At 64.4% G+C, this 26,396-nt stretch carries 22 protein-coding genes; 9 read left to right on the top strand and 13 right to left on the bottom strand.

Annotated elements, in window-relative coordinates; all coding sequences use genetic code 11:
* Nucleotides 1-39: 39 nt before the first annotated feature.
* A complete protein-coding gene (gene pmbA / locus ABIB24_RS04340; RefSeq protein ID WP_354316163.1) occupies nucleotides 40-1,386 on the bottom strand; it encodes a metalloprotease PmbA in 1,347 nt (448 codons plus the stop codon).
* A gap of 108 nt (nucleotides 1,387-1,494) precedes the next feature.
* Here pmbA and yjgA point away from each other — a divergent pair, with 108 nt between their 5' ends.
* Complete coding sequence (yjgA, locus tag ABIB24_RS04335) at nucleotides 1,495-2,016, top strand: ribosome biogenesis factor YjgA (protein ID WP_025337817.1); 522 nt, start codon at nucleotides 1,495-1,497, stop codon at nucleotides 2,014-2,016.
* A gap of 118 nt (nucleotides 2,017-2,134) precedes the next feature.
* Here the strand turns inward: yjgA and tldD are convergent, their stop codons facing one another.
* The 8 genes from tldD to mreB form a co-directional block, all read right to left on the bottom strand.
* Nucleotides 2,135-3,574 (bottom strand): metalloprotease TldD, encoded by a 1,440-nt coding sequence (gene tldD / locus ABIB24_RS04330; protein WP_025337816.1) that lies wholly within the window; start codon nucleotides 3,572-3,574, stop codon nucleotides 2,135-2,137.
* A 2-nt stretch (nucleotides 3,575-3,576) separates the two neighbouring features.
* On the bottom strand, nucleotides 3,577-4,428 hold the full coding sequence (locus ABIB24_RS04325; protein ID WP_354316162.1) for a carbon-nitrogen hydrolase family protein: 852 nt from the start codon (nucleotides 4,426-4,428) through the stop codon (nucleotides 3,577-3,579).
* 8 nt (nucleotides 4,429-4,436) lie between these two features.
* Nucleotides 4,437-8,270: a YhdP family protein gene (locus ABIB24_RS04320; protein WP_354316161.1), complete on the bottom strand. Its 3,834-nt coding sequence runs from the start codon at nucleotides 8,268-8,270 to the stop codon at nucleotides 4,437-4,439.
* An 82-nt stretch (nucleotides 8,271-8,352) separates the two neighbouring features.
* Nucleotides 8,353-9,810 (bottom strand): ribonuclease G, encoded by a 1,458-nt coding sequence (gene rng, locus ABIB24_RS04315; RefSeq protein WP_013971067.1) that lies wholly within the window; start codon nucleotides 9,808-9,810, stop codon nucleotides 8,353-8,355.
* Between the two features lie 54 nt (nucleotides 9,811-9,864).
* Nucleotides 9,865-10,476 carry a Maf family protein gene (locus ABIB24_RS04310; RefSeq protein ID WP_274078558.1) on the bottom strand — a complete coding sequence of 204 codons (612 nt, stop codon included), beginning with the start codon at nucleotides 10,474-10,476 and terminating at the stop codon, nucleotides 9,865-9,867.
* A 33-nt stretch (nucleotides 10,477-10,509) separates the two neighbouring features.
* Entirely contained in the window at nucleotides 10,510-10,998 is a 489-nt protein-coding gene (mreD, locus tag ABIB24_RS04305) for a rod shape-determining protein MreD (protein ID WP_015269051.1), read from the bottom strand.
* Nucleotides 10,998-12,023: a rod shape-determining protein MreC gene (mreC, locus tag ABIB24_RS04300; RefSeq protein ID WP_402951247.1), complete on the bottom strand. Its 1,026-nt coding sequence runs from the start codon at nucleotides 12,021-12,023 to the stop codon at nucleotides 10,998-11,000. Before mreC ends, mreD begins: the two co-directional genes overlap by 1 nt.
* A 225-nt stretch (nucleotides 12,024-12,248) precedes the next feature.
* On the bottom strand, nucleotides 12,249-13,286 hold the full coding sequence (gene mreB / locus ABIB24_RS04295) for a rod shape-determining protein MreB (protein WP_003255163.1): 1,038 nt from the start codon (nucleotides 13,284-13,286) through the stop codon (nucleotides 12,249-12,251).
* Between the two features lie 205 nt (nucleotides 13,287-13,491).
* On the opposite strand from mreB, the gene gatC reads away from it, so the two are divergent.
* The 6 genes from gatC to ABIB24_RS04265 all read left to right on the top strand — a co-directional run bounded on the left by gatC (nucleotide 13,492) and on the right by ABIB24_RS04265 (nucleotide 18,716).
* The gene (gatC, locus tag ABIB24_RS04290; protein ID WP_003255165.1) at nucleotides 13,492-13,779 is read left to right on the top strand and encodes an Asp-tRNA(Asn)/Glu-tRNA(Gln) amidotransferase subunit GatC; all 288 of its coding nucleotides are present in this window, start codon (nucleotides 13,492-13,494) and stop codon (nucleotides 13,777-13,779) included.
* A gap of 15 nt (nucleotides 13,780-13,794) precedes the next feature.
* Nucleotides 13,795-15,246, top strand: coding sequence for an Asp-tRNA(Asn)/Glu-tRNA(Gln) amidotransferase subunit GatA (gene gatA, locus ABIB24_RS04285; RefSeq protein WP_024086328.1), 1,452 nt, complete (start codon nucleotides 13,795-13,797; stop codon nucleotides 15,244-15,246).
* An 11-nt stretch (nucleotides 15,247-15,257) separates the two neighbouring features.
* Nucleotides 15,258-16,703 carry an Asp-tRNA(Asn)/Glu-tRNA(Gln) amidotransferase subunit GatB gene (gene gatB, locus ABIB24_RS04280; RefSeq protein ID WP_354316160.1) on the top strand — a complete coding sequence of 482 codons (1,446 nt, stop codon included), beginning with the start codon at nucleotides 15,258-15,260 and terminating at the stop codon, nucleotides 16,701-16,703.
* A gap of 143 nt (nucleotides 16,704-16,846) precedes the next feature.
* Nucleotides 16,847-17,227: a septal ring lytic transglycosylase RlpA family protein gene (locus ABIB24_RS04275; RefSeq protein ID WP_025337810.1), complete on the top strand. Its 381-nt coding sequence runs from the start codon at nucleotides 16,847-16,849 to the stop codon at nucleotides 17,225-17,227.
* A 60-nt stretch (nucleotides 17,228-17,287) separates the two neighbouring features.
* On the top strand, nucleotides 17,288-18,331 hold the full coding sequence (locus ABIB24_RS04270) for a calcium/sodium antiporter (RefSeq protein ID WP_354316189.1): 1,044 nt from the start codon (nucleotides 17,288-17,290) through the stop codon (nucleotides 18,329-18,331).
* Nucleotides 18,332-18,341: 10 nt separating this feature from the next.
* On the top strand, nucleotides 18,342-18,716 hold the full coding sequence (locus ABIB24_RS04265) for a carboxymuconolactone decarboxylase family protein (protein ID WP_013971059.1): 375 nt from the start codon (nucleotides 18,342-18,344) through the stop codon (nucleotides 18,714-18,716).
* Nucleotides 18,717-18,842: 126 nt separating this feature from the next.
* Here ABIB24_RS04265 and ABIB24_RS04260 read toward each other — a convergent pair whose 3' ends face one another.
* The 4 genes from ABIB24_RS04260 to ABIB24_RS04245 all read right to left on the bottom strand — a co-directional run bounded on the left by ABIB24_RS04260 (nucleotide 18,843) and on the right by ABIB24_RS04245 (nucleotide 23,234).
* On the bottom strand, nucleotides 18,843-20,201 hold the full coding sequence (locus ABIB24_RS04260; protein WP_013971058.1) for an amino acid permease: 1,359 nt from the start codon (nucleotides 20,199-20,201) through the stop codon (nucleotides 18,843-18,845).
* Between the two features lie 56 nt (nucleotides 20,202-20,257).
* On the bottom strand, nucleotides 20,258-21,199 hold the full coding sequence (locus ABIB24_RS04255) for an AEC family transporter (protein WP_075043854.1): 942 nt from the start codon (nucleotides 21,197-21,199) through the stop codon (nucleotides 20,258-20,260).
* A 218-nt stretch (nucleotides 21,200-21,417) separates the two neighbouring features.
* Nucleotides 21,418-21,978 carry a response regulator transcription factor gene (locus ABIB24_RS04250; protein WP_025337806.1) on the bottom strand — a complete coding sequence of 187 codons (561 nt, stop codon included), beginning with the start codon at nucleotides 21,976-21,978 and terminating at the stop codon, nucleotides 21,418-21,420.
* On the bottom strand, nucleotides 21,978-23,234 hold the full coding sequence (locus tag ABIB24_RS04245) for an ATP-binding protein (protein ID WP_025337805.1): 1,257 nt from the start codon (nucleotides 23,232-23,234) through the stop codon (nucleotides 21,978-21,980). Before ABIB24_RS04245 ends, ABIB24_RS04250 begins: the two co-directional genes overlap by 1 nt.
* Before the next feature lie 202 nt (nucleotides 23,235-23,436).
* On the opposite strand from ABIB24_RS04245, the gene ABIB24_RS04240 reads away from it, so the two are divergent.
* Together ABIB24_RS04240 and ABIB24_RS04235 are read left to right on the top strand one after the other, a co-directional pair.
* Entirely contained in the window at nucleotides 23,437-24,153 is a 717-nt protein-coding gene (locus ABIB24_RS04240; RefSeq protein WP_015269044.1) for an SIMPL domain-containing protein, read from the top strand.
* A gap of 473 nt (nucleotides 24,154-24,626) precedes the next feature.
* The gene (locus ABIB24_RS04235) at nucleotides 24,627-26,252 is read left to right on the top strand and encodes an ABC transporter substrate-binding protein (RefSeq protein ID WP_354316159.1); all 1,626 of its coding nucleotides are present in this window, start codon (nucleotides 24,627-24,629) and stop codon (nucleotides 26,250-26,252) included.
* Nucleotides 26,253-26,396 lie beyond the last annotated feature (144 nt).

The following is a 26,396-nucleotide window of genomic DNA, read 5'->3' as shown; positions in this document are numbered from 1 at the left end:
AGCGGGTTTACCCGCGAAGAGGCCGGTACAGGCTGTGGATCAGCTACCCGCCACAGTCATCCGCTCGATCAGCACCGAGCCGGTGTGAATGTTGCTGCGGGTCTCAAGATCGCTGCCAATCGCGACAATCTGCTGGAACATGTCTTTCATGTTCCCGGCAATGGTCACTTCCTGCACCGCGTGCTGAATCTCGCCATTCTCGACCCAGAACCCTGCCGCGCCACGGGAATAATCCCCCGTCACCATGTTCAGGCCATGCCCCATCAACTCGGTCACCAGCAGCCCGCGGCCCATGCGCCGGATCAGCGCCGCCTGGTCTTCGACACCATGGCTGACGAACAGGTTGTGCACGCCGCCGGCGTTGGCCGTGCTTGGCAAACCCAGCTTGCGCCCGGAATAGGTACCCAGCAGGTACGACACCAGCTCACCCTTGTCGACGAACGGCTTGGCATAGGTAGCCAGGCCATCGCCGTCGAATGCGGCACTGCCCAGTGCCCGCGGAATGTGCGGGCGCTCGTCGAGGGTCAGCCAGGTGGGGAACAGGCGCTGGCCAATGGTCCCCTCCAGGAACGACGACTTGCGGTACAGGTTGCCGCCGGAGATGGCCGACAGGAAGCTGCCGAACAGGCCACCGGCCAGCTCGGCCGAGAACAGCACCGGCACCTCGCAGGTCTGCACCGGCCGCGCACCCAGGCGGCTGGCGGCACGCTGGGCAGCGCGCACGCCGATGCTACGCGGGTCTGCCAGCAGGTTGCCCTGGCGGTTCACGTCGTACCAGTAATCACGCTGCATCTGGCCGTCGCCTTCGGCGATCATCACGCAGCTCAGGCTGTGCCGGGTCGAGGCATAGCCACCGATGAAACCATGGCTGTTGCCATACACGCGGCAGCCCTGGTGGGTATTGAGGGTGGTGCCGTCGGCATTGAGGATACGCGGGTCGGCGTCGAACGCCGCCGCCTCGCAGGCCAGGGCCATCTCGATGGCCTTCTCCGGCTCGAGGTTCCAGTCGTGGTACAGGTCCAGGTCCGGGATCTCGCGGGCCATCAACGCTGCGTCGGCCAGGCCGGAACATTCGTCTTCGGAGGTATGCTTGGCAATCGCCAAGGCCGCGGCGACGGTTTCGCGAATCGCTTCCGGGCCACTGGCCGAGGTGCTGGCCGAGCCTTTGCGCTGGCCCACATAGAGGGTGATGCCAAAGCCCTGGTCGCGGTTGAACTCGACCGTTTCGACCTCTCGCTGGCGTACCGTGGTGGACAGGCCCTGCTCCAGCGACACCGCCACCTCGCAGGCACTGGCCCCCTGGCGGCGCGCTTCGGCGATGATCGCCTCGACCTGCTCCTGCAATGCTGGCAGGTCCTTCGGACCTACGCTCTGGACTGCACTCATGGTTCTCTCCACTCAAATTCAGCGTTCGGCGAGGGTCATTCTACGACCGGGCCGGACAAGCGGCCCCCGACTGGTTATCATGGCGGCGATTTCTAGCGGACTGCCACCATGGTTGATTCAAACGACGACGCCTTCGACGGCGAAAAAAGCAAAACCCAGATCAAGCGCGAGCTGCATGCGCTGGTCGAACTCGGCGAGCGCCTTACCACGCTCAAGGCCGATACCCTGGCTCGCCTGCCGTTGACCGACGAGCTGCGCAAGGCCCTGGCCGAAGCCAGCAAGCACACCGCTCACGGTGCCCGCAAACGCCACATGTCGTTTGTCGGCAAGCTGATGCGCGTGCAGGACCTGGATGCCATCCACGCCTTGCTCGAACAGATGGACAGCTCGACCCGCCAGTACAACGAGCGCTTCCACGGCCTGGAGCGCTGGCGTGACCGGTTGATCGACGGTAACGACGAAGACCTCGAGCGCTTCGTCAGCGAATACCCCGACACCGATCGCCAGCAACTGCGCTCGCTGGTGCGCCATGCCCAGCACGAGAAGGCGCGGAACAAACCGCCTGCCGCCGCGCGCAAGGTGTTCAAGTACATCCGCGACCTCGACGAGCTGCAGCGCGGCTTGCGCTGATCACCCTGGGGCCGCTTTGCGGCCCATTCGCAGCACAAGGCTGCTCCTACAGAAATACGCGATCCCTGTAGGAGCAGCCTTGTGCTGCGAATGGACCGCAAAGCGGTCCCTGAAGCCATCACGCGCCGGTACCGCCCACGGTAATCGCATCCAGCTTCAAGGTCGGCTGCCCGACCCCCACCGGCACCGACTGCCCGTCCTTGCCGCAAGTCCCTACCCCGCTGTCCAGCGCCAGGTCGTTACCGACCATCGACACCCGGCTCATCGCCTCCGGGCCATTGCCGATCAGGGTCGCCCCCTTCACCGGCGCGGTAATCTTGCCGTCTTCGATCAGGTAGGCCTCACTGGTCGAGAACACGAACTTGCCGCTGGTGATGTCCACCTGGCCACCGCCGAGGTTGGCGCAGTAGATGCCCTTCTTCACCGAAGCGATGATTTCCTGCGGATCGCTTTCGCCGGCACGCATGTAGGTGTTGGTCATGCGCGGCATCGGCAGGTGCGCGTAGGATTCGCGGCGGCCGTTGCCGGTCACCGCCATGCCCATCAGGCGCGCGTTCAGCTTGTCCTGCATGTAGCCCTTGAGCACACCGTTCTCGATCAGCGTGGTGCACTCGGTCGGGGTGCCTTCGTCATCCACGCTCAGCGAGCCACGGCGGCCTTCGAGGGTGCCGTCGTCGACGATGGTGCACAGGCTCGATGCCACTTTCTCGCCAATACGGCCGCTGAACGCCGAACTGCCCTTGCGGTTGAAGTCACCTTCCAGGCCATGGCCGACAGCCTCGTGCAGCAGCACGCCCGACCAGCCCGAACCCAGCACCACCGGCAGGGTACCAGCCGGTGCCGGGATCGCCTCCAAGTTCACCAGGGCCTGGCGCAGTGCTTCGCGGGCATAGCCCATGACCCGCTCTTCGGTGAAGAAGCGGTAGTCGGTACGCCCGCCACCGCCCTGCCCGCCACGCTCGCGGCGGCCATTCTGCTCGACGATGACGCTGACGTTGAAGCGCACCAGCGGGCGCACGTCGGCGGCCAGGCTGCCATCGGCCGCAGCGATCAGGATGCGTTCCCAGACCCCGGCCATGCTTACACTGACCTGCTGGATACGCGGGTCCAGGGCACGGGTGGCGGCGTCGACACGCTTGAGCAGGTCGACCTTTTCAGCACGGCTGAGCACATCCAGCGGGTTGTCCGCCGGATAAAGGGCAGTCACGTCCTGGCTGCGGAAGGCCTGCACCTTGCCGTTCTGCCCGGCACGGGAGATCGAACGGGCGGCACGGGCGGCCGAGGTCAGCGCTTCGAGGTTGATTGCGTTGCTGTAGGCAAAGCCGGTCTTTTCACCGGACTGGGCACGCACGCCCACGCCCTGGTCGAGGTTGAAACTGCCCTCTTTGACGATGCCGTCTTCCAGCGCCCAGGTTTCCGAGATCTGGCCCTGGAAATACAGGTCGGCGGCATCGATGCCGGGGCCGGCCAACTCACCCAGCACGCTCTGCAGGCTGTCCAGGGTCAAGCCGCCTGGGGCCAGGAGCTGCTCGCTGACGGTGGATAACATCTGGCTCATAGTCACTCCGAGGTGTGCGCAGGCCGCAACGCGCCCTGCGAGAAAAAGCGCCGGTGCGATACCACCGGCATGCGCGCCCGGATGGACGCTTGTTCGTCAATGTCGCGCTCGGCGAGCAGTACCGCTTCACCTTGCGCCTGTTCCGCGACGATGCGCCCCCAGGGGTCGACGATCGCCGCATGGCCATGGGTTTCCCGTGGCCCCGGGTGAGTGCCGCCCTGTGCCGCAGCCAGCAGGTAGCACTGGGTCTCGATGGCCCGGGCGCGCACCAGCACTTCCCAGTGCGCCGCGCCCGTTACCGCAGTGAAGGCGGCCGGCGCAGTGATCAGTTCCGCACCAGCGGCGCGCAGTGCGCTGTACAGTTCGGGGAAGCGCAGGTCGTAGCACACGCTCAGCCCCAGCCGCCCCACCGGCGTATCAGCCACCACTACCTGGGCGCCGTGGGCATAGTCGTCAGACTCGCGGTAACGGCCACGGTTGTCGGCAACGTCCACATCGAACAGGTGCAGCTTGTCATAGCGTGCCGCCACCTCACCGTGTTCGTCGATCAACAGCGAGCAGGCATGCGCCTTTGCTTCGGGCTGGCCGACCGGTGGCAATGGCAAGGTACCGGCGACAATCCATAACTTGAGGTCGCGGGCGGTACGTTTCAACCATGGCAGGATCGGCCCTTCGCCCAACGCTTCGGCGCGGCCGATGGCAGCGGCGTCCTTGCGGCCCATGGCGGCGAAGTTTTCCGGCAGCACGGCCAGCCGTGCACCGCCAAAGGCGGCCTGCTCCAGCAGGGCACCGGCGCGCTGCAGGTTGGCCAGCACATCTTCCTGGCTGACCATCTGGATTACAGCTGCCTTCATGGGCACTCCTAGCGGGATTTCTCGAAAGGTTTCACAAATGTGATTCTAGGCTCTTTCACCGGACCTTCGACACGGTAGTGCACGCTGGCGAAGCGCGACACGCGGTCGCCGATCAGCCGGTCGACCAGGAACAGCGCCCCGCCCACGGCCGGCGCGCCGACAATCAAGGCCGCCAGCGGCAGGTTGTTGGTCACTGGCAGGCTCACCTGCAGGTTGGCATCGACCCGGTCGCGTACCAGGTCCAGGGTACCGTCCAGCTCGAAGTTGCTCGACGGGCCAGTCACGGCGATTGGCTCGCGGGTCACATAGACACCGTTACTGGCCACCAGCAAGCCTTTGACCCGGTCGTAGGCCAGGCCCTTGTCGAACAGGTCGGAGAAGTCCAGGCGCAAGCGCCGCCCGATGGAGTTGAAGTTCAACAGGCCGAACACCCGCAGCGCCTGGGCACTGCCTTCGACCTCGACGAACTGGCCGGTGCGCAGTGCTGCGTCCATGCTGCCGGAGAAGCGCTTGAGGCTCACCGAGGCCGGCGAACCCGGCCAGCGGCCATCCACATCCAGGCGGAAGTCGCGGCTGGTCACAGTCGGGGCAAAGCCCCAGGCCTTGAGCACATCCGCCAGGTTCTTGCCGTCCAGGCGCCCTTTGTACCAGCTGCTGGTGCTGCCCGGTTCGCCTTCCCAGCCGCCGCCACCATCGATACGCAGGCCTTTGAAGTCGAGGTCGATGTCGCTGGCGGTCACGCCACGCGCGGTCGGCCGCAGCTTGAGCGACGCACTGCCGTACAGGTCGTCACCGCGATAGAGCTTGTCGATGCTCAGGTCCAGCGCCGGCACCTTGCGCGGGTCGAACGAGGCCAGCGGGTCGGGGCCCTCCTCTGCCTGTGCCTCGGCCTGCTTTTCAGCAGCGCTGGCGGCGGGCAGGCGCAAGGTCTGCATGCGCACGACCATGGGCGCGCCCTTGGCATCCGGCACCCGGGCGTTGCCGATGACTTCCTTGCTGTCGAGGCGCAAATCCCAGGCGGGGCCACCACGGGCCAGGCGCACCACGGCCTGGTTCAGGTCCAGGCCAAAGGCTTTCAGCTGGCCGATGCTCAGGTCGACGCCTTGCAGGTTCTGCCGCGCGCTTCCGCCCGGGTCGTTACCGGCCAGGCGCGCCGCCTGTTCCTGCCAAGGCCCCAGGTCCAGCGCCTCCAAGTGCCCGCGTACTCGCAGGCCTTGGCCGGCAGGTACCTGGGCGTCACCGGCGCCCAGCAGCAACTCGCCACGGCCCTGCCCCAGCTTCTCGGCCGGCGCGGCGTAGGCAAAGCGGGCAAGGTCGGTGTAGGCGACATCGAAGCGCCGCTCCGGCCCCTGCAGGGTCATGCTGAAACGGGTGTCACGGGTATCGGACGCTGCCTTGCCAAAGGGTGCTGGCAGGTCGATGGCCAGGCCCTTGAGGCTGGAATTGACGCTCAGGCGGTTGTCCCGGCTACCCAGGCTGACCTGCAACTGGTACGGCAGGTCGCCGGAAGCCGGCAAGGCGTGGTTGAACTGCAGCCAGTCGGTCAATGCCTTGAGTGACACCTGCCCGCTGGCGTTGACGCGTGTCTGCATCTGCCCGGGCTGGCCTTCGGCGGTGATTTGCGCCGTTACCGGCTTGCCGAAAGCCTGCAGGCTGATGCCCTTGCCGCTCAGGCCCTTGTCCAAATCGAAACTGAAGTCACCCTTCAGGCGGCTCAACTCCAGGCTCGGCGGCGCCACCTTCAGCCGCGCATCGTCGGTGGCAAAGTCCACCTGCACTTTCGGCCGCTGCCCGCGGGCCAGCGGAATGTCGAGCTTGACCTTGCCCTTGAGCGGCCCCTCGCCCTCCCAGCCAGCGAAGATCTCGCCAGTGCCGATTGGCGCTTCCTTGAGGATCTTCAGGCCATCGCCCAGGCTGCCGTCGAAGTCGCCATCGAGGTACAGGTGGCTTTGCTGGCCCTGGTCGACATGCGGGATATCGACGCTCACATCACTGACCTTGGTGTCGAGCAGTACGCCACGCTGGGCCTTGATGCGCACACCGCTGTCCTCGATGAACACATCGCCATCCACGTGCTGCACCTGCGGCCAGCCCGGCTGGAAGTCCAGGGCCGCATCACGCACCTTGAAGAACAGGCTGATGCTGCGGGCTTCCGGCGCGACGCCATGGTTCAGCGAGCCCTGGTACTGGAAGTAGCCTTCGTCCACCGTGCCTTTGACGATCGCACTGCGCAGCCATTCGTCGAGGGCTGGGCTGAGCACCTCGGGCAGGTACTTGGCGGTGTAGCGGCCATCGCCTTCGGTCAGGCCGACACGCAGGTCCATGTAGTCCTCGCGGCCCTCTTCGAACAACAGGCGAATGAGGAAGTCACCGGCGATCTTGCCCTCCTCGCCGAGCACCTTGAGGTAAGGCGCGACCAGGGTGAAACCTTCCTTGTCCAAGGCCCAGGTCAGGCGCGCATTGGCCTTCTGGTAGTGCCAGGGTTTGGCGAAGATCGGGTACAGATGCAGCATGAACGCATCGGTATCAAGGCGCAGTTCGCCATGGCCAAGGTCACCGCTGATGCTGCCGCTGACGTTACCGGCTGCAGGAGCATTGTGATAGGCATCGAAACCGACCTTCTCCAGGTTGGCTTCGAACTGCAGGCGCTGGTCACCCTCGGCCTTGGGCCGGGCCTCCAGGCGCACATTGCGCAGCGCGCCGGTCACCTTCAGGCCATCGACCACGGCCATGACGTTGTCCGGCAGCGGCGCCAGGGCATCGATCAGCGGGGTCAACGGCGTGAGGTCGAGGCGGTCGGCCTGCACTTGCCAGCTTTCCGCGGCAGCGTCCTCGCCTGGACGCTGCTGCAATTGCAGGTGCGACTCCCAACGGGTCTTGCCGACATCCATGGCCAGGGAGTCGACCACCACATCGAAGCCTTGCTCCCGGCGCTGGAACCAGGCGCCCAGGGCCAGGTTGTTCAGCTTGGCCGCCTTGCGCCCGGCATAGGCGCCCTGCAGCTCCGGTGCATTGAGGCGTACGACGGCCTGCTGCAACTGCCCCTTGCGCCAGTCGACCCAGAACTCGCCGCCCGCCCGCAGGGCGTCGGCATGCCACTGGCCCAGCAGGCGTGGTGGCAGCCAACGCGCCCAGTCACTCTGTGGCAGGCTCAGGTAGGCTTCGACCTGGCCGTCGCGCCAGGCGTTGGCCGAGGCACGACTGCGCAGGTTCAGCGACAGGGGCTGGCCATCGGGCAGGGTCGCGCGCAAGTCCAGGGCATGGCGCGAAGCCCCGGCCTGCAGGCCGACACTCACATAAGTCAGGGTCAACGGGTCGCGCTGCCAAGGGTGCAGGGTGACCTGGCTGTCGAACACATCGATGCGGCCCAACTGGCGCAGGCGCTGCAACAACTCGGCGGGGTCGAGCGGCGCATCGTCCTTCTTCGGCAGGCCTTCGAGGCTCCAGGCGCCCTGCTCGTTCTCGCGCAGGATCAGTTGCAGGCCGCCCAACTGAATGCGTGCCAGGCGTACCTCGCGGGCGGTGAGGCTGGCCCAGACATCGGGTACCACCTTGACGTCGTCCAGGCGCAGGGCCGTGGCCCCCTCGCCCAGTTGCAGGTCGCGCACCCGCAGCACCGGTGCCAGGCCGCTCCAGCGGCCTTCCAGGGCACCGACGTGCACGGGCAGGCCCAAAGCCTGTTCGGCCTTGCTTTCCACATCGGCGCGGTACTCGGCCACCAACGGCACCAGTTCGCGGCCGAGGCTGACATACAGCGCCACCAGTACCGCCAGCAGGGCGCAAACGCCCAGCCCCCAGCGGGTCAAGGCGACAAGAACGCGGGTCAGACGTCCCATGGCCATGGCCCTCCAGGTCGTTTATCCATGATGGCCCGTCGTCCCGGTTTTGCCAGCCCGGGCCACCCGCGGCGCGTTTCAGAAGGCCTCAGAGCAGCACCACATCGTATTGTTCCTGCGAATACATCGACTCCACCTGGAAACGAATGGTTCGGCCGATGAAGGCCTCCAGTTCCGCGACGTTACCGGACTCTTCATCCAGCAACCGGTCGACCACCTTCTGGTTGGCCAACACGCGGTAGCCTTCGGCCTGGTAGGCACGGGCCTCGCGCAGGATCTCGCGGAAGATTTCGTAACAGATGGTCTCGGGGGTTTTCAGCTTGCCACGGCCCTGACAGGCCAGGCAGGGCTCGCACAGCACCTGTTCCAGGCTTTCCCGTGTGCGCTTGCGGGTCATCTGCACCAGGCCCAGCTCGGTGATGCCGATGATATTGGTCTTGGCGTGATCGCGCTCCAGCTGCTTTTCCAGGGTGCGCAGCACCTGGCGCTGGTGCTCCTCATCTTCCATGTCGATGAAGTCGATGATGATGATGCCGCCGATATTGCGCAGGCGCAGTTGCCGGGCGATGGCTGTGGCGGCCTCGAGGTTGGTCTTGAAGATGGTCTCTTCAAGGTTGCGATGGCCGACGAAGGCGCCGGTGTTCACATCGATGGTGGTCATCGCTTCAGCGGGGTCGACCACCAGGTAGCCACCGGACTTCAGCGGTACCTTGCGCTCCAGTGCACGCTGGATCTCGTCCTCGACGCCGTACAGGTCGAAGATCGGCCGTTCGCCCGGGTAGTGCTCGAGGCGGTCGGCGATTTCCGGCATCAGCTCGCCAACGAACTGCGTGGTCTTCTGGAAGGTTTCCCGCGAGTCGATGCGGATCTTCTCGATCTTCGGGTTGACCAGGTCGCGCAAGGTACGCAGGGCCAGGCCCAGGTCCTCGTAGATGACCGTGGGCGCGCCGCAGGTCTTGATCTGGGTGCCGATCTGCTCCCACAGGCGGCGCAGGTAGCGAATGTCCTGCAGGATCTCTTCAGCGCGTGCGCCTTCGGCGGCGGTACGCAGGATGAAGCCACCGGCGTCCTTGATGTTCTCGCTTTCCATGCAGTCGCTGACCACCTGCTTGAGGCGCTCGCGCTCGGCTTCGTCTTCGATCTTCAGGGAAATGCCGACATGGCTGCTGCGCGGCATGTACACCAGGTAGCGCGACGGGATCGACAGCTGGGTGGTCAGGCGCGCGCCCTTGGTGCCGATCGGGTCCTTGGTCACCTGCACCACCAGGGCCTGGCCCTCGTGCACCAGGGCGGTGATGTTCTCTACCGCCGAGCCTTCGCGCTGGGATATTTCCGAGGCATGGATGAATGCCGCGCGCTCCAGGCCGATGTCGACGAAGGCCGCCTGCATGCCCGGCAGCACACGCACCACCTTGCCTTTGTAGATATTGCCGACGATGCCCCGGCGCTGGGTGCGCTCGACATGCACTTCCTGCAGCACCCCGTTTTCCACCACCGCCACGCGCGACTCCATCGGGGTGATGTTGATCAGGATCTCTTCACTCATGGCAGGCTCTCGTCAAAGGTCTTGGATAATGATGGATGGCGTATGCAGTGCTGGCTACCGCGGGTTTGTTACCTCTGGCGTATGCGCGGGCGATTGCCAGCAGGCAATGCCGAATTGGCCGAGCAGTTCGGCCGTTTCACTGAGGGGCAAGCCGACCACCGCCGAGTAGCTGCCGGAAAGGCCGGTGACGAACACCGCGCCCAAGCCCTGGATGGCATAGCCGCCGGCCTTGTCCGCGGGCTCGCCGCTGGCCCAGTAGCGTTGCGCTTCCTCGGCGCTGATCGCACGGAAGCGCACCTTGCTGGTGACGCACAGGCTGTGCACGCGCTGGCCATCGCTCAGGGCGACCGCGGTCAATACCTGGTGCTCGCGGCCCGAAAGGTCGGCCAGCATGGCCAGGGCATCTTCGCGGTTTTCCGGTTTGCCGAGAATACGACCATCGAGCACCACGGCAGTGTCTGCGCCCAGCACCACAGCCGGGCCTTCGAGGCAGGCCAGGCCGGCGGCAGCCTTGGCCCGGGCCAGGCGCTCGACGTAGGCCGGGGCGCTTTCATCAGGCAATGGGGTTTCATCGATGGGGGCACTGACGACGCTGAACGGTACACCGATCTGGGTCAGCAGTTCACGACGACGGGGCGAGCCGGAGGCCAGGTATAGCGGGTTCATGCAGACATCTCCCTGTCAGTCGCGGCGGCGCCGTCAGTTGATATGCAAGCGTCGGCGCAGGTCGCGCAGGGCGAAGCTGATCCACGGCCAGAGCAAGGCACTGATCACCGCCGACCAGACCAACGCCAGGGTGGGCAGGCGGTTGCCGGTCAGCGCGCTGAGCCACAGCTGGATCAGCTGGGCAATGCCGAAGATCACCAGGATCACCAGGCTCTGCTGCCACATGGGGAACATGCGCAGGCGCTGCTGCAACGACAGCACCAGGAAGGTGATGAGGGTAAGGATCAGCGCGTTCTGCCCCAGCAGGGTGCCGTACAGCACGTCCTCGGCCAGGCCCAGCACGAACGCGGTGGTCATGCCGACCTTGTTCGGTACGGCGAGGGTCCAGAACGACACCAGCAAGGCCAGCCACATGGGCCGGAACACTTCCATGAACTGCGGCATGGGCGAGACGCTGAGCAGCAGGCCGATGGCGAAAGTCAGCCAGATGACCCAGCCGTTGTTGCGGCGTGATGCAGCCATCATTGCCTCCGGGTGTGAGCGGGTGCGGCAGGCGCGGCAGGCGCGGCAGCCGGTGTGGCAGGGGCGGCTGCCGGAGCTGCAGGCTGCGCAGCCGGGGCTGCCGGGGTCGCTGGTGTGGCCGCTGGTGTGGCCGGCGTGGCAGGGGCGCTGCCAGCTGGTGCGCCCTGCTCGCCCGTCGTGGCTGGCTGGCCTGCGGTCGAGGTGCCCTTGCGGTCAGCCTCTTCCTGGGCAATGGCGGCATCGGTGGCGCGCTGTTCCGGGCTGCGCCGGTCGCTGAACACCAGCAGCATGTAGCGGCTACGGTTGAGCGCGGCGGTGGGGATGGCACGAACGATGGCGAACGGCTGGCCGGAATCGTGGATCACTTCGTTGACCGTGGCCACCGGGTAGCCGGCCGGGAACCGTTGCCCCATGCCGGAACTGACCAGCAGGTCGCCTTCCTTGATGTCGGCGGTATCGGCCACATGGCGCAGCTCCAGGCGCTCCGGGTTGCCGGTGCCGCTGGCGATGGCGCGCAGGCCGTTGCGGTTGACCTGCACCGGGATGCTATGGGTGGTATCGGTCAGCAACAGTACCCGCGAGGTGTAGGGCATCAGCTCGACCACCTGGCCCATCAGGCCACGGGCATCGAGCACCGGCTGGCCAAGGAACACGCCATCACGCTCGCCCTTGTTGATCAGGATGCGGTGGGTGAACGGGTTGGGGTCGACACCGATCAGCTCGGCCACTTCGACCTTTTCGTTGACCAGCGCCGAGGAGTTGAGCAACTCGCGCAGGCGCACGTTCTGCTCGGTCAGGGCCGCCAGCTTCTGCAGGCGCCCCTGCAGCAGCAGGGCTTCGGTCTTGAGCTTCTCGTTTTCGGCGATCAGTTCGGTGCGGCTGCCGAACTGGCCGGCCACACCTTGCCACGCACGCTGCGGCAGGTCGGTGATCCAGTACGACTCCATGAGTACCAGGCCCATCTGGCTGCGCACTGGTTTGAGCACGTCGAAGCGCGCGTCGACAACCATCAACGCGACCGACATCACCACCAGGACGAGCAGGCGAACGCCCAGCGAAGGGCCCTTGGAGAAAAGCGGTTTAATGGGCCGTTCCTCGTGGACGACTCAGGAGGTCATTGGACATGGGACAACGCACCAGCCTGGTTGCGGGTTGACGGATACGGCGCCCCGAACGGGCGCCAGCCCAGCACATACAGGTAGCACTGTGCGTACTACCTGTAAACCGGGGCTCGTGAACAGCGAGCGGAATCACTCGCTGGAGAGCAGGTCCATCGCGTGCTTGTCCATCATCTCCAGGGCGCGACCACCGCCACGGGCGACACAGGTCAGCGGGTCTTCGGCGACGATCACCGGCAGGCCGGTTTCCTGGGCCAGCAGCTTGTCCAGGTCACGCAGCAGGGCGCCACCACCGGTCAGCACCAGGCCACGCTCGGCGATGTCCGAGGCCAGTTCGGGCGGCGATTGCTCCAGGGCACTCTTGACCGCCTGGACGATAGTTGCCAGGGACTCCTGCAGCGCTTCGAGCACTTCGTTGGAGTTCAGGGTGAAGGCACGCGGTACGCCCTCGGCCAGGTTGCGGCCGCGCACATCGACTTCGCGTACTTCGCCGCCCGGGTAGGCGGTACCGATTTCCTGCTTGATGCGCTCGGCGGTGGACTCGCCGATCAGGCTGCCGTAGTTGCGGCGCACGTAGGTGACGATGGCTTCATCGAAGCGGTCGCCGCCAACGCGGACGGATTCGGCATAGACCACGCCGTTCAGGGAGATGAGCGCGATTTCAGTGGTACCACCACCGATATCGACGACCATCGAACCGCGGGCTTCTTCGACCGGCAGGCCGGCACCGATGGCGGCGGCCATCGGCTCTTCGATCAGGAACACTTCACGGGCACCGGCACCCAGCGCCGATTCGCGAATGGCGCGGCGCTCTACCTGGGTCGACTTGCACGGCACGCAGATCAGCACGCGCGGGCTCGGCTGCAGGAAGCTGTTCTCGTGAACCTTGTTGATAAAATATTGCAACATTTTTTCGCAGACGCTGAAGTCGGCGATGACGCCGTCCTTCATCGGACGAATGGCAGCAATGTTGCCAGGCGTACGGCCCAGCATGCGCTTGGCTTCGGTACCGACGGCGACGACGCTTTTCTGGTTGCCATGGGTACGGATGGCAACAACCGAGGGCTCATTCAGGACGATACCGCGCTCACGCACGTAAATAAGGGTGTTGGCAGTACCCAGGTCGATGGACAGATCGCTGGAAAACATGCCACGCAGTTTCTTGAACATGGGAAAGTGACCCTGGGGAAAGCGTGGGTAAAAAAGTGCGGCAAACTCTAACAATGGCAGGGATTTTGGGCAAGGAGCCAATATGTTAAATTGGCTGTTTTTCCGAGCACGCCAGCAGAATTTCGCGGCCGTTAGACCGCCAGAAAGCTGACATGTTCCTCACTGCGGACCCAAATTCCGGTCTTTGTTTCCCCTGGAGATCCCCATGGCGCTTGAACGCTGCGACGTGGAAAAGATCGCCCATCTGGCCCGTCTGGGCCTGAATGATGGCGAACTGCCACGCATTACTGACGCACTGAACAGCATTCTCGGGCTGGTCGACCAGATGCAAGCGGTCGACACTACCGGCATCGAGCCACTGGCCCACCCCCTGGAGGCCAGCCAGCGCCTGCGTCCCGACCAGGTCACCGAAAGCAACCAGCGCGACGCCTACCAGGCCATCGCGCCGTCGACCGAAAGCGGTCTGTACCTGGTTCCCAAAGTCATCGAGTAAGGGATAGAGCCTGCCATGCATCAATTGACCCTGGCCGAGATCGCCCGCGGACTCGCCGACAAGTCGTTTTCCTCCGAAGAGCTGACCGGCGCCCTGCTGGCGCGCATCAAGCAGCTCGACCCGCAGATCAACAGCTTCATCAGCGTCACCGAAGACCTGGCCCTGGGCCAGGCGCGTGCCGCCGACGCCCGTCGCGCCGCCGGCGAAACCGGCGCGCTGCTGGGTGCCCCGATCGCCCACAAGGACCTGTTCTGCACCAACGGCGTACGCACCAGCTGCGGCTCGAAGATGCTCGACAACTTCAAGGCGCCATATGACGCCACCGTGGTTGCCAAGCTGGCCGAAGCCGGCATGGTCACCCTGGGCAAGACCAACATGGACGAATTCGCCATGGGTTCGGCCAACGAATCCAGCCACTACGGCGCGGTGAAGAACCCATGGAACCTCGAGCACGTCCCGGGCGGCTCGTCGGGCGGTTCGGCCGCGGCAGTGGCTGCGCGCCTGCTGCCAGCCACCACCGGCACCGACACCGGCGGCTCGATCCGCCAACCGGCGGCACTGACCAACCTCACCGGCCTCAAGCCGACCTACGGCCGCGTGTCGCGCTGGGGCATGATTGCCTACGCCTCCAGCCTCGACCAGGGTGGCCCGCTGGCCCGTACCGCCGAAGACTGCGCCCTGCTGCTGCAAGGCATGGCCGGTTTCGACGCCAAGGACTCCACCAGCATCGAAGAGCCGGTGCCGGACTACAGCGCCAACCTGAATGCTTCGCTGCAGGGCCTGCGCATCGGCCTGCCGAAGGAGTACTTCGGTGCCGGCCTCGACCCACGCATCGCCGACCTGGTCCAGGCCAGCGTCAAGGAGCTGGAAAAGCTCGGCGCGGTGGTCAAGGAAATCAGCCTGCCGAACATGCAGCACGCCATCCCGGCCTACTACGTGATCGCCCCCGCTGAAGCCTCGTCCAACCTGTCGCGCTTCGACGGCGTGCGCTTCGGCTACCGCTGCGAAAACCCGAAAGACCTCACCGACCTGTACAAGCGTTCGCGTGGCGAAGGTTTCGGTGTCGAAGTGCAGCGCCGCATCATGGTCGGCACCTACGCCCTGTCGGCCGGCTACTACGACGCCTACTACGTGAAGGCGCAGCAGATCCGCCGCCTGATCAAGAACGACTTCATGGCCGCCTTCAACGACGTCGACCTGATCCTCGGCCCGACCACGCCAAACCCGGCCTGGAAGCTCGGCGCCAAGAGCAGCGACCCGGTCGCCGCCTATCTGGAAGACGTCTACACCATCACCGCCAACCTGGCGGGCCTGCCGGGCCTGTCGATGCCGGCCGGCTTCGTCGATGGCCTGCCGGTCGGCGTGCAGCTGCTGGCGCCATACTTCCAGGAAGGCCGCCTGCTCAACGTCGCGCACCGCTACCAGCAAGTGACCGACTGGCACACCCGCGCCCCCAACGGCTTCTGAGGAATTCACACATGCAATGGGAAGTTGTGATCGGGCTGGAAATCCACACTCAGCTCGCCACCCAGTCGAAGATCTTCTCCGGCAGCGCCACCACCTTCGGTTCCGAGCCGAACACCCAGGCCAGCCTGGTTGACCTGGGCATGCCTGGCGTACTGCCGGTGCTGAACCAGGAAGCCGTGCGCATGGCGTGCATGTTCGGCCTGGCCATCGATGCCGAGATCGGCAAGCGCAACGTGTTCGCGCGCAAGAACTACTTCTACCCGGACCTGCCCAAGGGCTACCAGATCAGCCAGATGGACCTGCCGATCGTCGGCAAGGGCCACCTGGACATCGCCCTGGAAGACGGCACCATCAAGCGCATCGGGGTAACCCGTGCGCACCTGGAAGAAGACGCCGGCAAGAGCCTGCACGAAGACTTCAGCGGCTCCACCGGCATCGACCTGAACCGTGCCGGCACCCCGCTGCTGGAAATCGTCTCCGAGCCTGACATGCGCAGCGCCAAGGAAGCCGTGGCCTACGTCAAGGCGATCCACGCGCTGGTGCGTTACCTGGGCATCTGCGACGGCAACATGGCCGAAGGCTCGCTGCGTTGCGACTGCAACGTGTCGATCCGGCCGAAAGGCCAGGCCGAGTTCGGCACCCGCTGCGAGATCAAGAACGTCAACTCGTTCCGCTTCATCGAGCGCGCGATCAACAGCGAGATCCAGCGCCAGATCGACCTGATCGAGGACGGCGGCAAGGTGGTACAGGAAACCCGCCTGTACGACCCGAACAAGGACGAGACCCGCTCCATGCGCAGCAAGGAGGAAGCCAACGACTACCGTTACTTCCCCGACCCGGACCTGCTGCCGGTGGTGATCGAGGACAGCTTCCTCGAAACCGTCCGCGCCAGCTTGCCGGAACTGCCGACGCAGAAGGTCGAGCGCTTCCAGAACCAGTACGGCCTGTCGGCCTACGACGCCAACGTGCTGGCTTCCAGTCGCGAACAGGCAGACTACTTCGAGGAAGTGGTGAAGATCGGTGGCGATGCCAAGCTGGCAGCCAACTGGGTCATGGTCGAGCTGGGCAGCCTGCTGAACAAGCTGGGCATCGAGATCGACCAGGCGCCGGTCAGCGCCGCACAGCTGGGCGGCATGCTGCTGCGTATCCGCGACAACACCATCAGCGGCAAGATCGCCAAGACTGTGTTCGAGGCCATGGCCGCTGGTGAAGGCGATGCCGACAGCATCATCGAAAGCAAAGGCCTGAAGCAGGTCACCGATACCGGTGCGATCGACAAGATGCTCGACGAAGTGCTGGCGGCCAACGCCGAGCAGGTCGAACAGTACCGCGCAGCCGACGAGGCCAAGCGTGGCAAGATGTTCGGCTTCTTCGTCGGCCAGGCGATGAAAGCCTCCAAAGGCAAGGCCAACCCGGGGCAAGTGAACCAATTGCTCAAGGCCAAGCTCGAAGGGTGATTGTTTTACCCCTGTAGTCCTGCGAGGGCTTTGCCCTCGTTCGCGGCTAAAGCCGCTCCCACAGGTACAGCGCCGCTCGCCAGTGCAGCGCCGTACCTGTGGGAGCGGCTTTAGCCGCGAATGGCCGCACCGGAGCATTCGAATTGCTAAAGCGATCCCTGAGCACCCTCGCCCTCTTCTCCTTGCTGGCCGGCTGCGCCAGCCAGGACATCGACGTCGACCCCGACGGTTACGACAAGACCGGCACCGCTTCCTATTACGGCGCGCGCCACCACGGCAAACGCACCGCCAGCGGCGAACCATTCAACCAGCATGGCCTCACCGCCGCCCACCGCAGCCTGCCCTTCGGCACCCGGGTACGGGTTACCAACCTGGCCAACCAGCGCAGCGTCGTGGTGCGCATCAACGACCGTGGCCCACATACCCGCGGCCGCCTGATCGATCTTTCACGTGCCGCCGCAGAAAAAATCGGCATGATCCGTAGCGGAACCGCGCGCGTGCGAGTACAAGGGCTTAGCGACTGACGCGACAGGAGTCCGACCATTTTCGACCTGGCTACCCTTCCCACCTTCAGCCTCTTGCAACTGGGCATCGCCTTGCTGTTGCTGGTCAGCGGTGCCGAACTGCTGGTACGCGCAGCCCTGCGCCTGGCCCAGCGCCTGCACGTACGCCCGCTGATCATCGGCCTGAGCCTGGTGGCCTTCGGCAGCACTGCCCCGCAAATGACCGTGAGCCTGCAGGCCGCCTACCAGGGCGCGCCGGACGTGGCGGTGGGCAGCGTGATCGGCAGCAACATCTTCAACGTACTGGTCATTCTCGGCCTGGCCGCACTGATCATCCCGCTGCGCGTGTCGCGGCAACTGGTGCGCCTGGACATCCCACTGATGATCATCGCCAGCGGCCTGGTCTACGGGTTATCCGCCAACGGCCACCTCGGCCGGGTCGAAGGGGTGTTGTTGCTGACCGGGCTGGTCGGCTACCTGGCTATGCTTTGGCACCAGTCGCGCCACTACGCCCGCACCTACCCCGCTCCGGCCACCGCCACCAGCAGCACCGGGCGCTTCTGGTCGGGCACGCTGCTGCAGGTGCTGGCCGGCCTGGGCCTGCTGAGCCTGGCGGGTCACTTGTTGCTGGAAGCTGCCGTAGAGGTGGCCACCGACCTGGGGCTGTCCGAGCGCATCATCGGCCTGACCGTCGTTGCCATCTGTACCTCCCTGCCGGAACTGGCCGCTGCGCTGATCGCCGCCCTGCGCGGTGAACGGGAAATCGCCGTGGGCACGGTGATAGGCAGCAACCTGTTCAACCTGCTGGCGGTGCTGGGCCTGACCGCACTGGTCACCCCCGAGCCGCTGTCGATCTCGCCCAACGCCTTGGCCTTCGACCTGCCAGTAATGCTGGGTGTTGCTGCGCTGAGCCTGCCGGTGTTCTATTCCGGTTACCGTATCACCCGCGCCGAAGGCCTGGTGTTCCTCTGCATGTACCTGGCCTATGGGCTGCACGTGGCGGCGTTCACCATGGGCATGCCACTGGCCGGCCGCCTGGAGCGGTTGATGCTGTTCTACGTACTGCCGGTGCTCGCCATGGTGTTGCTGTACACCACCGCACGAGCCTGGCGTCGCCAACACTAAGGAAAACAACATGGCTGATAGCAAGAAAACCGGCGAACAGATTCGGCGCCAGGTGATGGGCGATGCGTTCGTCGACCGCGCCTTGGGCAATGCCACCGACTTTACCCAACCGCTGCAGGACTTCGTCAACGAACATGCCTGGGGCAGCGTGTGGGCCCGCGACGGGCTGCCGTTGAAAACCCGCAGCCTGATTACCCTGGCCACACTGACCGCACTCAAGTGCCCGCAAGAGCTCAAGGGGCATGTGCGCGGGGCGCTGAACAATGGCTGTACGGTGGAGGAAATTCGCGAAGCGCTGCTGCATTGCGCGGTGTATGCGGGGGTGCCGGCGGCGATTGATGCGTTCCGTGCGGCACAGGAAGTGATCGACAGTTATCAAGGCTGATCCAGCCTTTCTCAGGCCCGGCCTCTTCGCGGGTAAACCCGCTCCCACAGGTACTGCACAGGTCTCAGAGCCTGTAGGGTCCCTGTGGGAGCGGGTTTACCCGCGAAGAGGCCGGTACTGTGTTACCTATCTGGCCTGGCGAGCCTTCTTCATCTTGAAGGCCACCCACAGCACCAGGATCCACCCCGGAATCAGCATCACCGAGATGCGAATCGGCGGGGTCAGGTACATCACCACCAGGATCAGCACGATGAATGCCAGGCACAGGTAGTTGGTGACCGGGTGCCCCCAGCTTTTGTAGAACGGGGTAATCCCGGCCGCCAGCTTGGCCTTGCGGAACTTCAGGTGGGTGATGCTGATGCTCGCCCAGTTGATCACCAGCGCCGACACCGCCAGGGCCATCAGCAAACCAAAGGCTTCACCCGGCATCAGGTAGTTGATCAGCACGCACAGCCCGGTGGCGAAAGCCGACACACCCAGCGCGGTCAGCGGCACGCCGCTACGGCTTACCTTCAGCAACTGACGCGGTGCGTCGCCCTGGCTGGCCAGGCCAAACAGCATGCGGCTGTTGGCGTACACGCAGCTGTTGTACACCGACAGCGCGGCCGTCAGCACCACGATATTGAGGATGGTCGCCACCAGGTCACTGTCCAGTTCGTGGAAGATCATCACGAACGGGCTGCCACCCTGCACCACCTTCTGCCACGGGTAAAGCGACAGCAGCACCGCCAGGGCACCGATATAGAAGATGAGGATGCGGTACACCACTTGGTTGGTGGCCTTGGGGATGCTCTGACGCGGGTTGTCGGCCTCGGCGGCGGTAATGCCCACCAGCTCCAGGCCACCGAACGAGAACATGATCACTGCCAGTGCCATCACCAGGCCGGTGACGCCGTTGGGGAAGAAGCCGCCGTACTGCCAGAGGTTGGCCACGCTGGCGTCCGGGCCGCCATGGCCGCTGGTCAGCAGCCAGGCGCCGAAGCCGATCATGCTGACGATGGCCACCACCTTGACCAGGGCGAACCAGAACTCCATCTCGCCGTAGACCTTCACCTGGGTCAGGTTGATCAGGTTGATCACCACGAAGAAGATCGCCGCCGTGGCCCAGGTGGGGAAGCCGGGCCACCAGTACTGCACGTAGATACCCACCGCTGTCAGCTCGGCCATGCCGACCAGTACGTACACCACCCAGTAGTTCCAGCCCGAGACGAAGCCGGCGAACTCGCTCCAGTACTGGTGGGCGAAGTGGCTGAAGCTGCCGGCCACCGGCTCTTCCACCACCATTTCGCCGAGCTGGCGCATGATCAGGAAGGCCATCAGGCCGGCAATGGCGTAGCCCAGCAGGACGGAAGGGCCGGCCAGCTGGATGGTCTGGGCGATGCCCAGGAACAACCCGGTACCAATGGCCCCGCCCAGCGCGATCAGCTGGATATGGCGATTCTTCAGCCCGCGCTGTAACCGCTCGGGCGTGCTCTGGTCTTGCATGAAGTGTCCTTTAGCTCAGTGAGGCTGTGTTTTTTGTGTTGTTTGCAGTCAAGGATCTAGATCCATCCGCCCCACTGCAAGATGAAAATACCAATGTTGGTGGTGATCGCCGCCATTAGCGTGGTAATCACGATGATCGACGCCGCCAGCTCATGGTTGCCGTTGGCCGCCCGCGCCATGACGTAGCTGGCCGCTGCGGTCGGGCTGCCGATGTACAGGAACAGGATGCCCAGCTCGGCCCCGCGGAAGCCGCATAGCCAGGCACCGAGGGTGCCGAGCAGCGGTAGCCAGACCATCTTCACCAGGCTGGCGTCGATGGCCAGCCTGCCACTGTCGCGCAGTGCCGCCAGCGACAGCGTGCCTCCGATGCAGATCAGCGCCAGCGGCAGGGTCATCTGCGCCAGGTAGTCGCCCGAGGTCAGCAGCCAGTTGGGCAGCGGCACCTGGCCGTACGCCATGGGCGTGGCCACCAGCACACTGATGATCAGCGGGTTGCTGAGGATGCTCTTGCAGATGCTCCACGGGTCGGACTTCAGGTCCGGGCTGTACACCGCCAGCACCACTGCCGACAGCGAGTTGTACATGAGGATGACCAGGCCGGCGAGCACCGCACCCAGGGAGATGCCGTAGTCGCCATAGAGACTGGCGGCCAGGGCCAGGCCGATCACACCGTTGTTGCCGCGGAATGCGCCTTGGGTATAGATGCCCCGGTCGGCCAGCGGGCTGCGCCAGATGGCCAGGCCCCAGGCAATGGCGAAGCCGGCCAGGGTGGCGACGATGAAATAGAGAAGGACGCCGGGTTTGACCGCCGTGGCCAGGTCGGCGTGATAGATACCGAGGAACAGCAGCGCCGGCATGCACACGTTGAACACCAGCTGCGAGGCGACGCGGTTGAAATTGTCGTCGATCAGGCGAATACGTTTGAGCAGCACGCCCATGAACAGCATGGCGAAGACCGGGGCCGTGATGTTCAGTGTCTGGATAAGAAGGGCGAGCATGCGCAAGCGATCCTGGAGGGGTTGCCGTTAGGGGGCTAATGATACGCCAACGGCCGGGAGTTGCGGGGATCGCGGGGTGATAAAGAGAAGTTTCTGTCAGTTACGGCCCTTTCGCGGGTAAACCCGCTCCCACAGGTACTGCACAGGTCTTGAAGCTTGTGAAATACCTGTGTGGGAGCGGGTTTACCCGCGAAGAGGCCGGTACTGCCAGTACTGAATCAGCGCCGAACCGGGCGCTTCTGCAGTTTGCGCTGCAAGGTCCGCCGGTGCATGCCCAGCGCCCGCGCGGTGGCCGAGATATTGCCTTCGTGCTCGTTCAGCACCCGCTGGATGTGTTCCCACTGCAGGCGGTCGACCGACATCGGGTTTTCCGGCACCAGGGTGTCCAGGTCGGTGTGCTCCGACAGCAGCGCCGCCAGCACATCATCGGCATCGGCCGGCTTGCACAGGTAGTTGCAGGCACCGCGCTTGACCGCTTCCACCGCGGTGGCAATGCTCGAGTATCCGGTCAGGATCACCACGCGCATTTCCGGGTCCAGCTCCAGCAGCTTGGGCAGCAGCACCAGCCCGGAGTCACCGTCCATCTTCAGGTCCAGCGTGGCGTAGTCCGGCAGGTCCTGCTGGGCCAGGATCAACCCTTCCTCGGCAGAGCTGGCGGTGCTCACGCGGAAACCGCGGCGGCTCATGGCACGGGCCATGACCCGGGTGAAGGTGGCATCGTCATCCACCAGCAGCAGGTGCGGCAGCTCTTCGCCTTCGACCTGGTTTTCTTCGCTCATCATTCATCTCCTCGCTTGCCATAGGGCAGGCGCAGTTCGGTCAGGGTGCCACCCTGTTCATGACTATAGAGTTTCACCGAACCGCCCGCACGGGTCACGCTGGCCTTGCTCAAGAACAGGCCCAGGCCGAAGCCTTTGCCTTTGGTGGTAATGAAGGGTTTGCCGATGGCTTCGGCGATGGCCGGCGGCACGCCGGGGCCATGGTCACGGATGCTGATGACGATGTCATGGGCGTCCCAGTCCAGGCGCACTTCAAGGTCATCGGGGCAGGCATCGGCGGCATTGTTCAACAGGTTCAACAGCGCCTGGGTCAGGTCCGGCGGCGGGGTCAGGCGCGGCACCTGGCCGTCACGCAGGCGCTGGAAGCGGTAGCTGGCTTCCGGGCGCATCAGGTGCCAACGGTTGAGCGCTTCGTCCAGCCAGGCCGTCACGTCCTGCTCCACAACAGCCAGGCGGCGGTTGGCTTCGGCGGCGCGTACCAGCTGTTGCAGGGTTTCCTTACACAGTTTCACCTGGTCCTGAAGGATCTGCAGGTCTTCCTGCAGCAGCGGGTCGGCGTGGTCCTGGCGCATCTCATTCAGCAGCACGCTCATGGTCGCCAACGGCGTGCCCAGCTCATGGGCGGCACCGGCGGCCTGGGTAGCCACGGCCAGCAGCTGCTCGTCGCGCAGGCTTTCTTCACGCCGCTCGGAACGCAGCTGCTCCTGGCGGCGCAGCTCTTCGGCCATACGCGCGGCAAAGAAGGTGATCACTGCGGCGGCCAGGGCAATGCTCAACCACATGCCGTACACCTGCATCTTGTCCCGCGCCATTGGCAGGCCTTCGAGCGGGTAGAACTGCACCAGCAGCAGGCTGTATGCGGTCAGGGCAATGCCCGAGAGAATCAGCGAATACAACCACGGCAAAGTCACCGCGGCGATCGCCAGCGGCACCAGGTAATACGACACGAACGGGTTGGTCGAGCCGCCGGAGTAATACAGCAAGGCACTGTGGATTAGTAGGTCGCAGGCCAGTTGCAGGGCGTACTCCAGCTCGGTGACCGGCAACGACAGGCGCAGGCGCAGGGCCGTGAAGGCGCACAGCAGCGAAGACAAGGCCAAGGTGCCGGCCAGCGACAGCCAGGGCAAGGGCAGCAGTTCGGTCCAGTAGGCGACGCCCACGGAGCCGGCCTGGGCAGCCAGGACCAGGACCCGAATGACGGTCAGGCGCCAGAGGTTCTGGCGAGTAGCGGACAGCGGTTGTACGGCGGCGAGCATGAGCTCTCCTGATGAGTGCTCCAGAAAAATCGGCTGGAGTATACCGAAGCCAGGCGCCTCGCTGCAGCGATGCGGCAAAGCGCCACACTTTGTCACAGGTTGATGATGGCACTTTTGAACCCACTACACTGTTGCCGGTCTGATGGGCCATGCGTGGAATGGATGACCACAACCCACGCCTTATATTGCCAAGGAGTACCACATGCAAATCCCACGTCGCGGCACCGCCCTGATCCTGTCCTGCGGCCTGCTCGCCAGTCTGCCGGCGCTGGCTGCCGATGAGCCGCGCTACAACCAGGTCTCGCTGCGTGCCGAAGTCAGCAAGGAAGTGGCGCGCGACCTGATGGTCGTTACCCTGTACAGCGAAGCGCAGAACACCGACCCGGGCAAGCTCGCCAAGCAGATCACCGAAACCATGAACAAGGCCGTACAGCAGTCGCGCCAGGTCAAGGACGTGAAGATCAGCCAGGGCAGCCGCAACAGCTACCCGGTATATGACAGCAAGGGCCAGAAAATCACCGGCTGGCGCGAGCGCGCCGAGCTGCGCCTGGAAAGCGCCAACTTCCCGGCCCTGTCGCAGCTGACCGCCGACCTGCTGCAAGAGCTGAAGATGGGTGGCATGGACTTCTCCATCGCCCCGGCCACGCGCAAGGCCAGCGAGGATGCACTGCTCAAGGATGCGGTGGATGCCTTCAAGGCGCGCGCCCAGCTGGCGACCGAGGCGCTGGGTGGCAAGGGCTACAAAGTGGTCAGCCTGAACCTCAACAGCAGCGGTTACCCACGCCCGTACCTGCGCAGTGCACCGATGGCGATGAAGGCCATGGGGGCTGATGAGTCGGCACCGGCGCCGGACATCGAGGCCGGGACTAGTGAAGTGAGCATGAATGCCGATGGCCTGATCGAAGTGCAGATGCCTTGAAGGATCCTCGAAACACCTGTGGGAGCGGGCTTGCCCGCCCTCATGGAACTGCACATAACACATTGAATTAGCAGGGACCCTGTGGGAGCGGCTTTAGCCGCGAACACCGGCGCAGCCGGTGCCATGCACCGCGTTGGATTCTTCGCGGCTAAAGCCGCTCCCACAGGGTACGCGAATCGCTTGCGAGTCCAGTTGTCTGTCAAATCAGGATTTTCGGAAATTTCCTACGCACCAAATAGGTGCTTCCTACACTAACCCCGCCTCGAAACATCCCGCAAAAAGCCATCATTTTGCCTGCGCAAACGTTTAACTTCCCTGAAAGTTATATCAATGCGACATCCATGTACGACCGTACCACTTTTCTGGCGTCAACTATCCCTCTGCATATTGCATTGGGAACAGCCCCTGCATAAGTATCCGCAGGTCGGCTCACGAGGCCACCTCAATCGAAAAATGACAACAATGAGGCCACCATGCTCAAACACGCAGTCATTCCGTTCCTGCTAGGCGCAGGCTTGCTCTCCGGCGCACCGTCGGCCCTCGCCGCGTCCAACCTGGTGTTCTGCTCCGAAGGCAGCCCGGCCGGCTTCGACCCAGGCCAATACACCACTGGGACTGACTTCGACGCCTCGGCCGAGACCGTGTTCAACCGCCTGACCCAGTTCGAACGTGGCGGCACTGCAGTCATCCCGGGTCTGGCGACCAAGTGGGAAGTCTCCGACGACGGAAAGACCTACACCTTCCACCTGCGCGAAGGGGTCAAGTTCCACACCACCGACTACTTCAAGCCCACCCGCAACTTCAACGCCGACGACGTGCTGTTCACCTTCAACCGCATGCTCGATAAGAACCACCCGTTCCGCAAGGCCTACCCCACCGAGTTCCCATACTTCACCGACATGGGCATGGACAAGAACATCGCCAAGCTGGAGAAGCTCGACGAGCACACGGTCAAGTTCACCCTCAACGAAGTCGACGCCGCGTTCATCCAGAACCTGGCTATGAGTTTCGCCTCGATCCAGTCCGCCGAATACGCCGACCAGCTGCTCAAGGACGGCAAGGCCGCCGACATCAACCAGAAGCCGATCGGCACCGGCCCGTTCGTGTTCAGCAAGTACCAGAAAGACGCGCAGATCCGTTTCAAGGGCAACAAGGACTACTGGCAACCCGATGACGTGAAGATCGACAACCTGATCTTCGCCATCACCACCGACGCCTCGGTGCGCATGCAGAAGCTGAAGAAGAACGAATGCCAGGTCACCCTGTTCCCGCGGCCGGCCGACATCCAGCCGCTGAAGCAGGACCCCAAGCTGCAGATGCCGCAACAAGCCGGCTTCAACCTCGGCTACATCGCCTACAACGTGATGGACAAGGTCAAGGGCAGCAACGAGGCCAACCCGTTGGCCCAGCTGAAAGTCCGCGAGGCGCTGGACATGGCCGTGGACAAGAAAAAGATCATCGAGTCGGTCTACCAGGGCGCCGGCCAACTGGCGGTCAACGCCATGCCGCCGACCCAGTGGTCCTATGACGACAGCATCAAGGACGCCTCGTTCGACCCTGAGAAAGCCAAGCAGCTGCTCAAGGAAGCCGGCATCAAGGAAGGCACCGAAATCACCCTGTGGGCGATGCCCGTGCAACGCCCGTACAACCCCAATGCCAAGCTGATGGCCGAGATGCTGCAATCCGACTGGGCCAAGGTCGGCGTCAAGGCAAAGATCGTCAGCTATGAATGGGGCGAGTACATCAAGCGCTCCAAAGGCGGCGAACAAGGCGCCATGCTGATCGGCTGGAGCGGTGACAACGGCGACCCGGACAACTGGCTGGGCACCCTGTACGGCTGCGACGCCATGAGCGGCAACAACTTCTCCAAGTGGTGCTACAAGCCCTACGACGACCTGATCAAGCAGGCCAAGGCCACCTCCGACCAGGCCAAGCGCACCGAGCTGTACCAGCAGGCACAGCACATCCTCAAGGAGCAGGTACCGATCACCCCGATCGCCCACTCCACCGTGTACCAGCCCATGAGCGCCAAGGTGAAGGACTACAAGATCAGCCCGTTCGGCCTGAACTCCTTCTACGGCGTCAGCGTGGACAAATAGGCTAGCCAAGGCACCCGCCGAGCGGCGGGTGCCCCGCCATCCTCGTACCCTTTCATGTCGTCCCGCCGCCATCCGCAGCGGGGTCGGCGACCTGTTGCCGCCATTCGTACCCCGAGGCGGTGCAAACAGACGTAAAAGGACTTG

Source organism: Pseudomonas sp. UYEF17, assembly GCF_040546125.1.
Taxonomy (GTDB): Bacteria; Pseudomonadota; Gammaproteobacteria; order Pseudomonadales; family Pseudomonadaceae; genus Aquipseudomonas; species Aquipseudomonas putida_Z.
Note: the sequence above shows the minus strand (reverse complement) of the source record. Positions and strands in the feature narration are given on the sequence as shown.

What these genes read in the sequence shown, in the direction of transcription:
- pmbA (WP_354316163.1), bottom strand. Translation starts at nt 1,386, where the DNA reads ATGAGTGCAGTCCAGAGCGTAGGTCCGAAGGACCTGCCAGCATTGCAG.
- yjgA (WP_025337817.1), top strand. Translation starts at nt 1,495, where the DNA reads ATGGTTGATTCAAACGACGACGCCTTCGACGGCGAAAAAAGCAAAACC.
- tldD (WP_025337816.1), bottom strand. Translation starts at nt 3,574, where the DNA reads ATGAGCCAGATGTTATCCACCGTCAGCGAGCAGCTCCTGGCCCCAGGC.
- ABIB24_RS04325 (WP_354316162.1), bottom strand. Translation starts at nt 4,428, where the DNA reads ATGAAGGCAGCTGTAATCCAGATGGTCAGCCAGGAAGATGTGCTGGCC.
- ABIB24_RS04320 (WP_354316161.1), bottom strand. Translation starts at nt 8,270, where the DNA reads ATGGCCATGGGACGTCTGACCCGCGTTCTTGTCGCCTTGACCCGCTGG.
- rng (WP_013971067.1), bottom strand. Translation starts at nt 9,810, where the DNA reads ATGAGTGAAGAGATCCTGATCAACATCACCCCGATGGAGTCGCGCGTG.
- ABIB24_RS04310 (WP_274078558.1), bottom strand. Translation starts at nt 10,476, where the DNA reads ATGAACCCGCTATACCTGGCCTCCGGCTCGCCCCGTCGTCGTGAACTG.
- mreD (WP_015269051.1), bottom strand. Translation starts at nt 10,998, where the DNA reads ATGGCTGCATCACGCCGCAACAACGGCTGGGTCATCTGGCTGACTTTC.
- mreC (WP_402951247.1), bottom strand. Translation starts at nt 12,023, where the DNA reads ATGTCGGTCGCGTTGATGGTTGTCGACGCGCGCTTCGACGTGCTCAAA.
- mreB (WP_003255163.1), bottom strand. Translation starts at nt 13,286, where the DNA reads ATGTTCAAGAAACTGCGTGGCATGTTTTCCAGCGATCTGTCCATCGAC.
- gatC (WP_003255165.1), top strand. Translation starts at nt 13,492, where the DNA reads ATGGCGCTTGAACGCTGCGACGTGGAAAAGATCGCCCATCTGGCCCGT.
- gatA (WP_024086328.1), top strand. Translation starts at nt 13,795, where the DNA reads ATGCATCAATTGACCCTGGCCGAGATCGCCCGCGGACTCGCCGACAAG.
- gatB (WP_354316160.1), top strand. Translation starts at nt 15,258, where the DNA reads ATGCAATGGGAAGTTGTGATCGGGCTGGAAATCCACACTCAGCTCGCC.
- ABIB24_RS04265 (WP_013971059.1), top strand. Translation starts at nt 18,342, where the DNA reads ATGGCTGATAGCAAGAAAACCGGCGAACAGATTCGGCGCCAGGTGATG.
- ABIB24_RS04260 (WP_013971058.1), bottom strand. Translation starts at nt 20,201, where the DNA reads ATGCAAGACCAGAGCACGCCCGAGCGGTTACAGCGCGGGCTGAAGAAT.
- ABIB24_RS04255 (WP_075043854.1), bottom strand. Translation starts at nt 21,199, where the DNA reads ATGCTCGCCCTTCTTATCCAGACACTGAACATCACGGCCCCGGTCTTC.
- ABIB24_RS04250 (WP_025337806.1), bottom strand. Translation starts at nt 21,978, where the DNA reads ATGAGCGAAGAAAACCAGGTCGAAGGCGAAGAGCTGCCGCACCTGCTG.
- ABIB24_RS04245 (WP_025337805.1), bottom strand. Translation starts at nt 23,234, where the DNA reads ATGCTCGCCGCCGTACAACCGCTGTCCGCTACTCGCCAGAACCTCTGG.
- ABIB24_RS04240 (WP_015269044.1), top strand. Translation starts at nt 23,437, where the DNA reads ATGCAAATCCCACGTCGCGGCACCGCCCTGATCCTGTCCTGCGGCCTG.
- ABIB24_RS04235 (WP_354316159.1), top strand. Translation starts at nt 24,627, where the DNA reads ATGCTCAAACACGCAGTCATTCCGTTCCTGCTAGGCGCAGGCTTGCTC.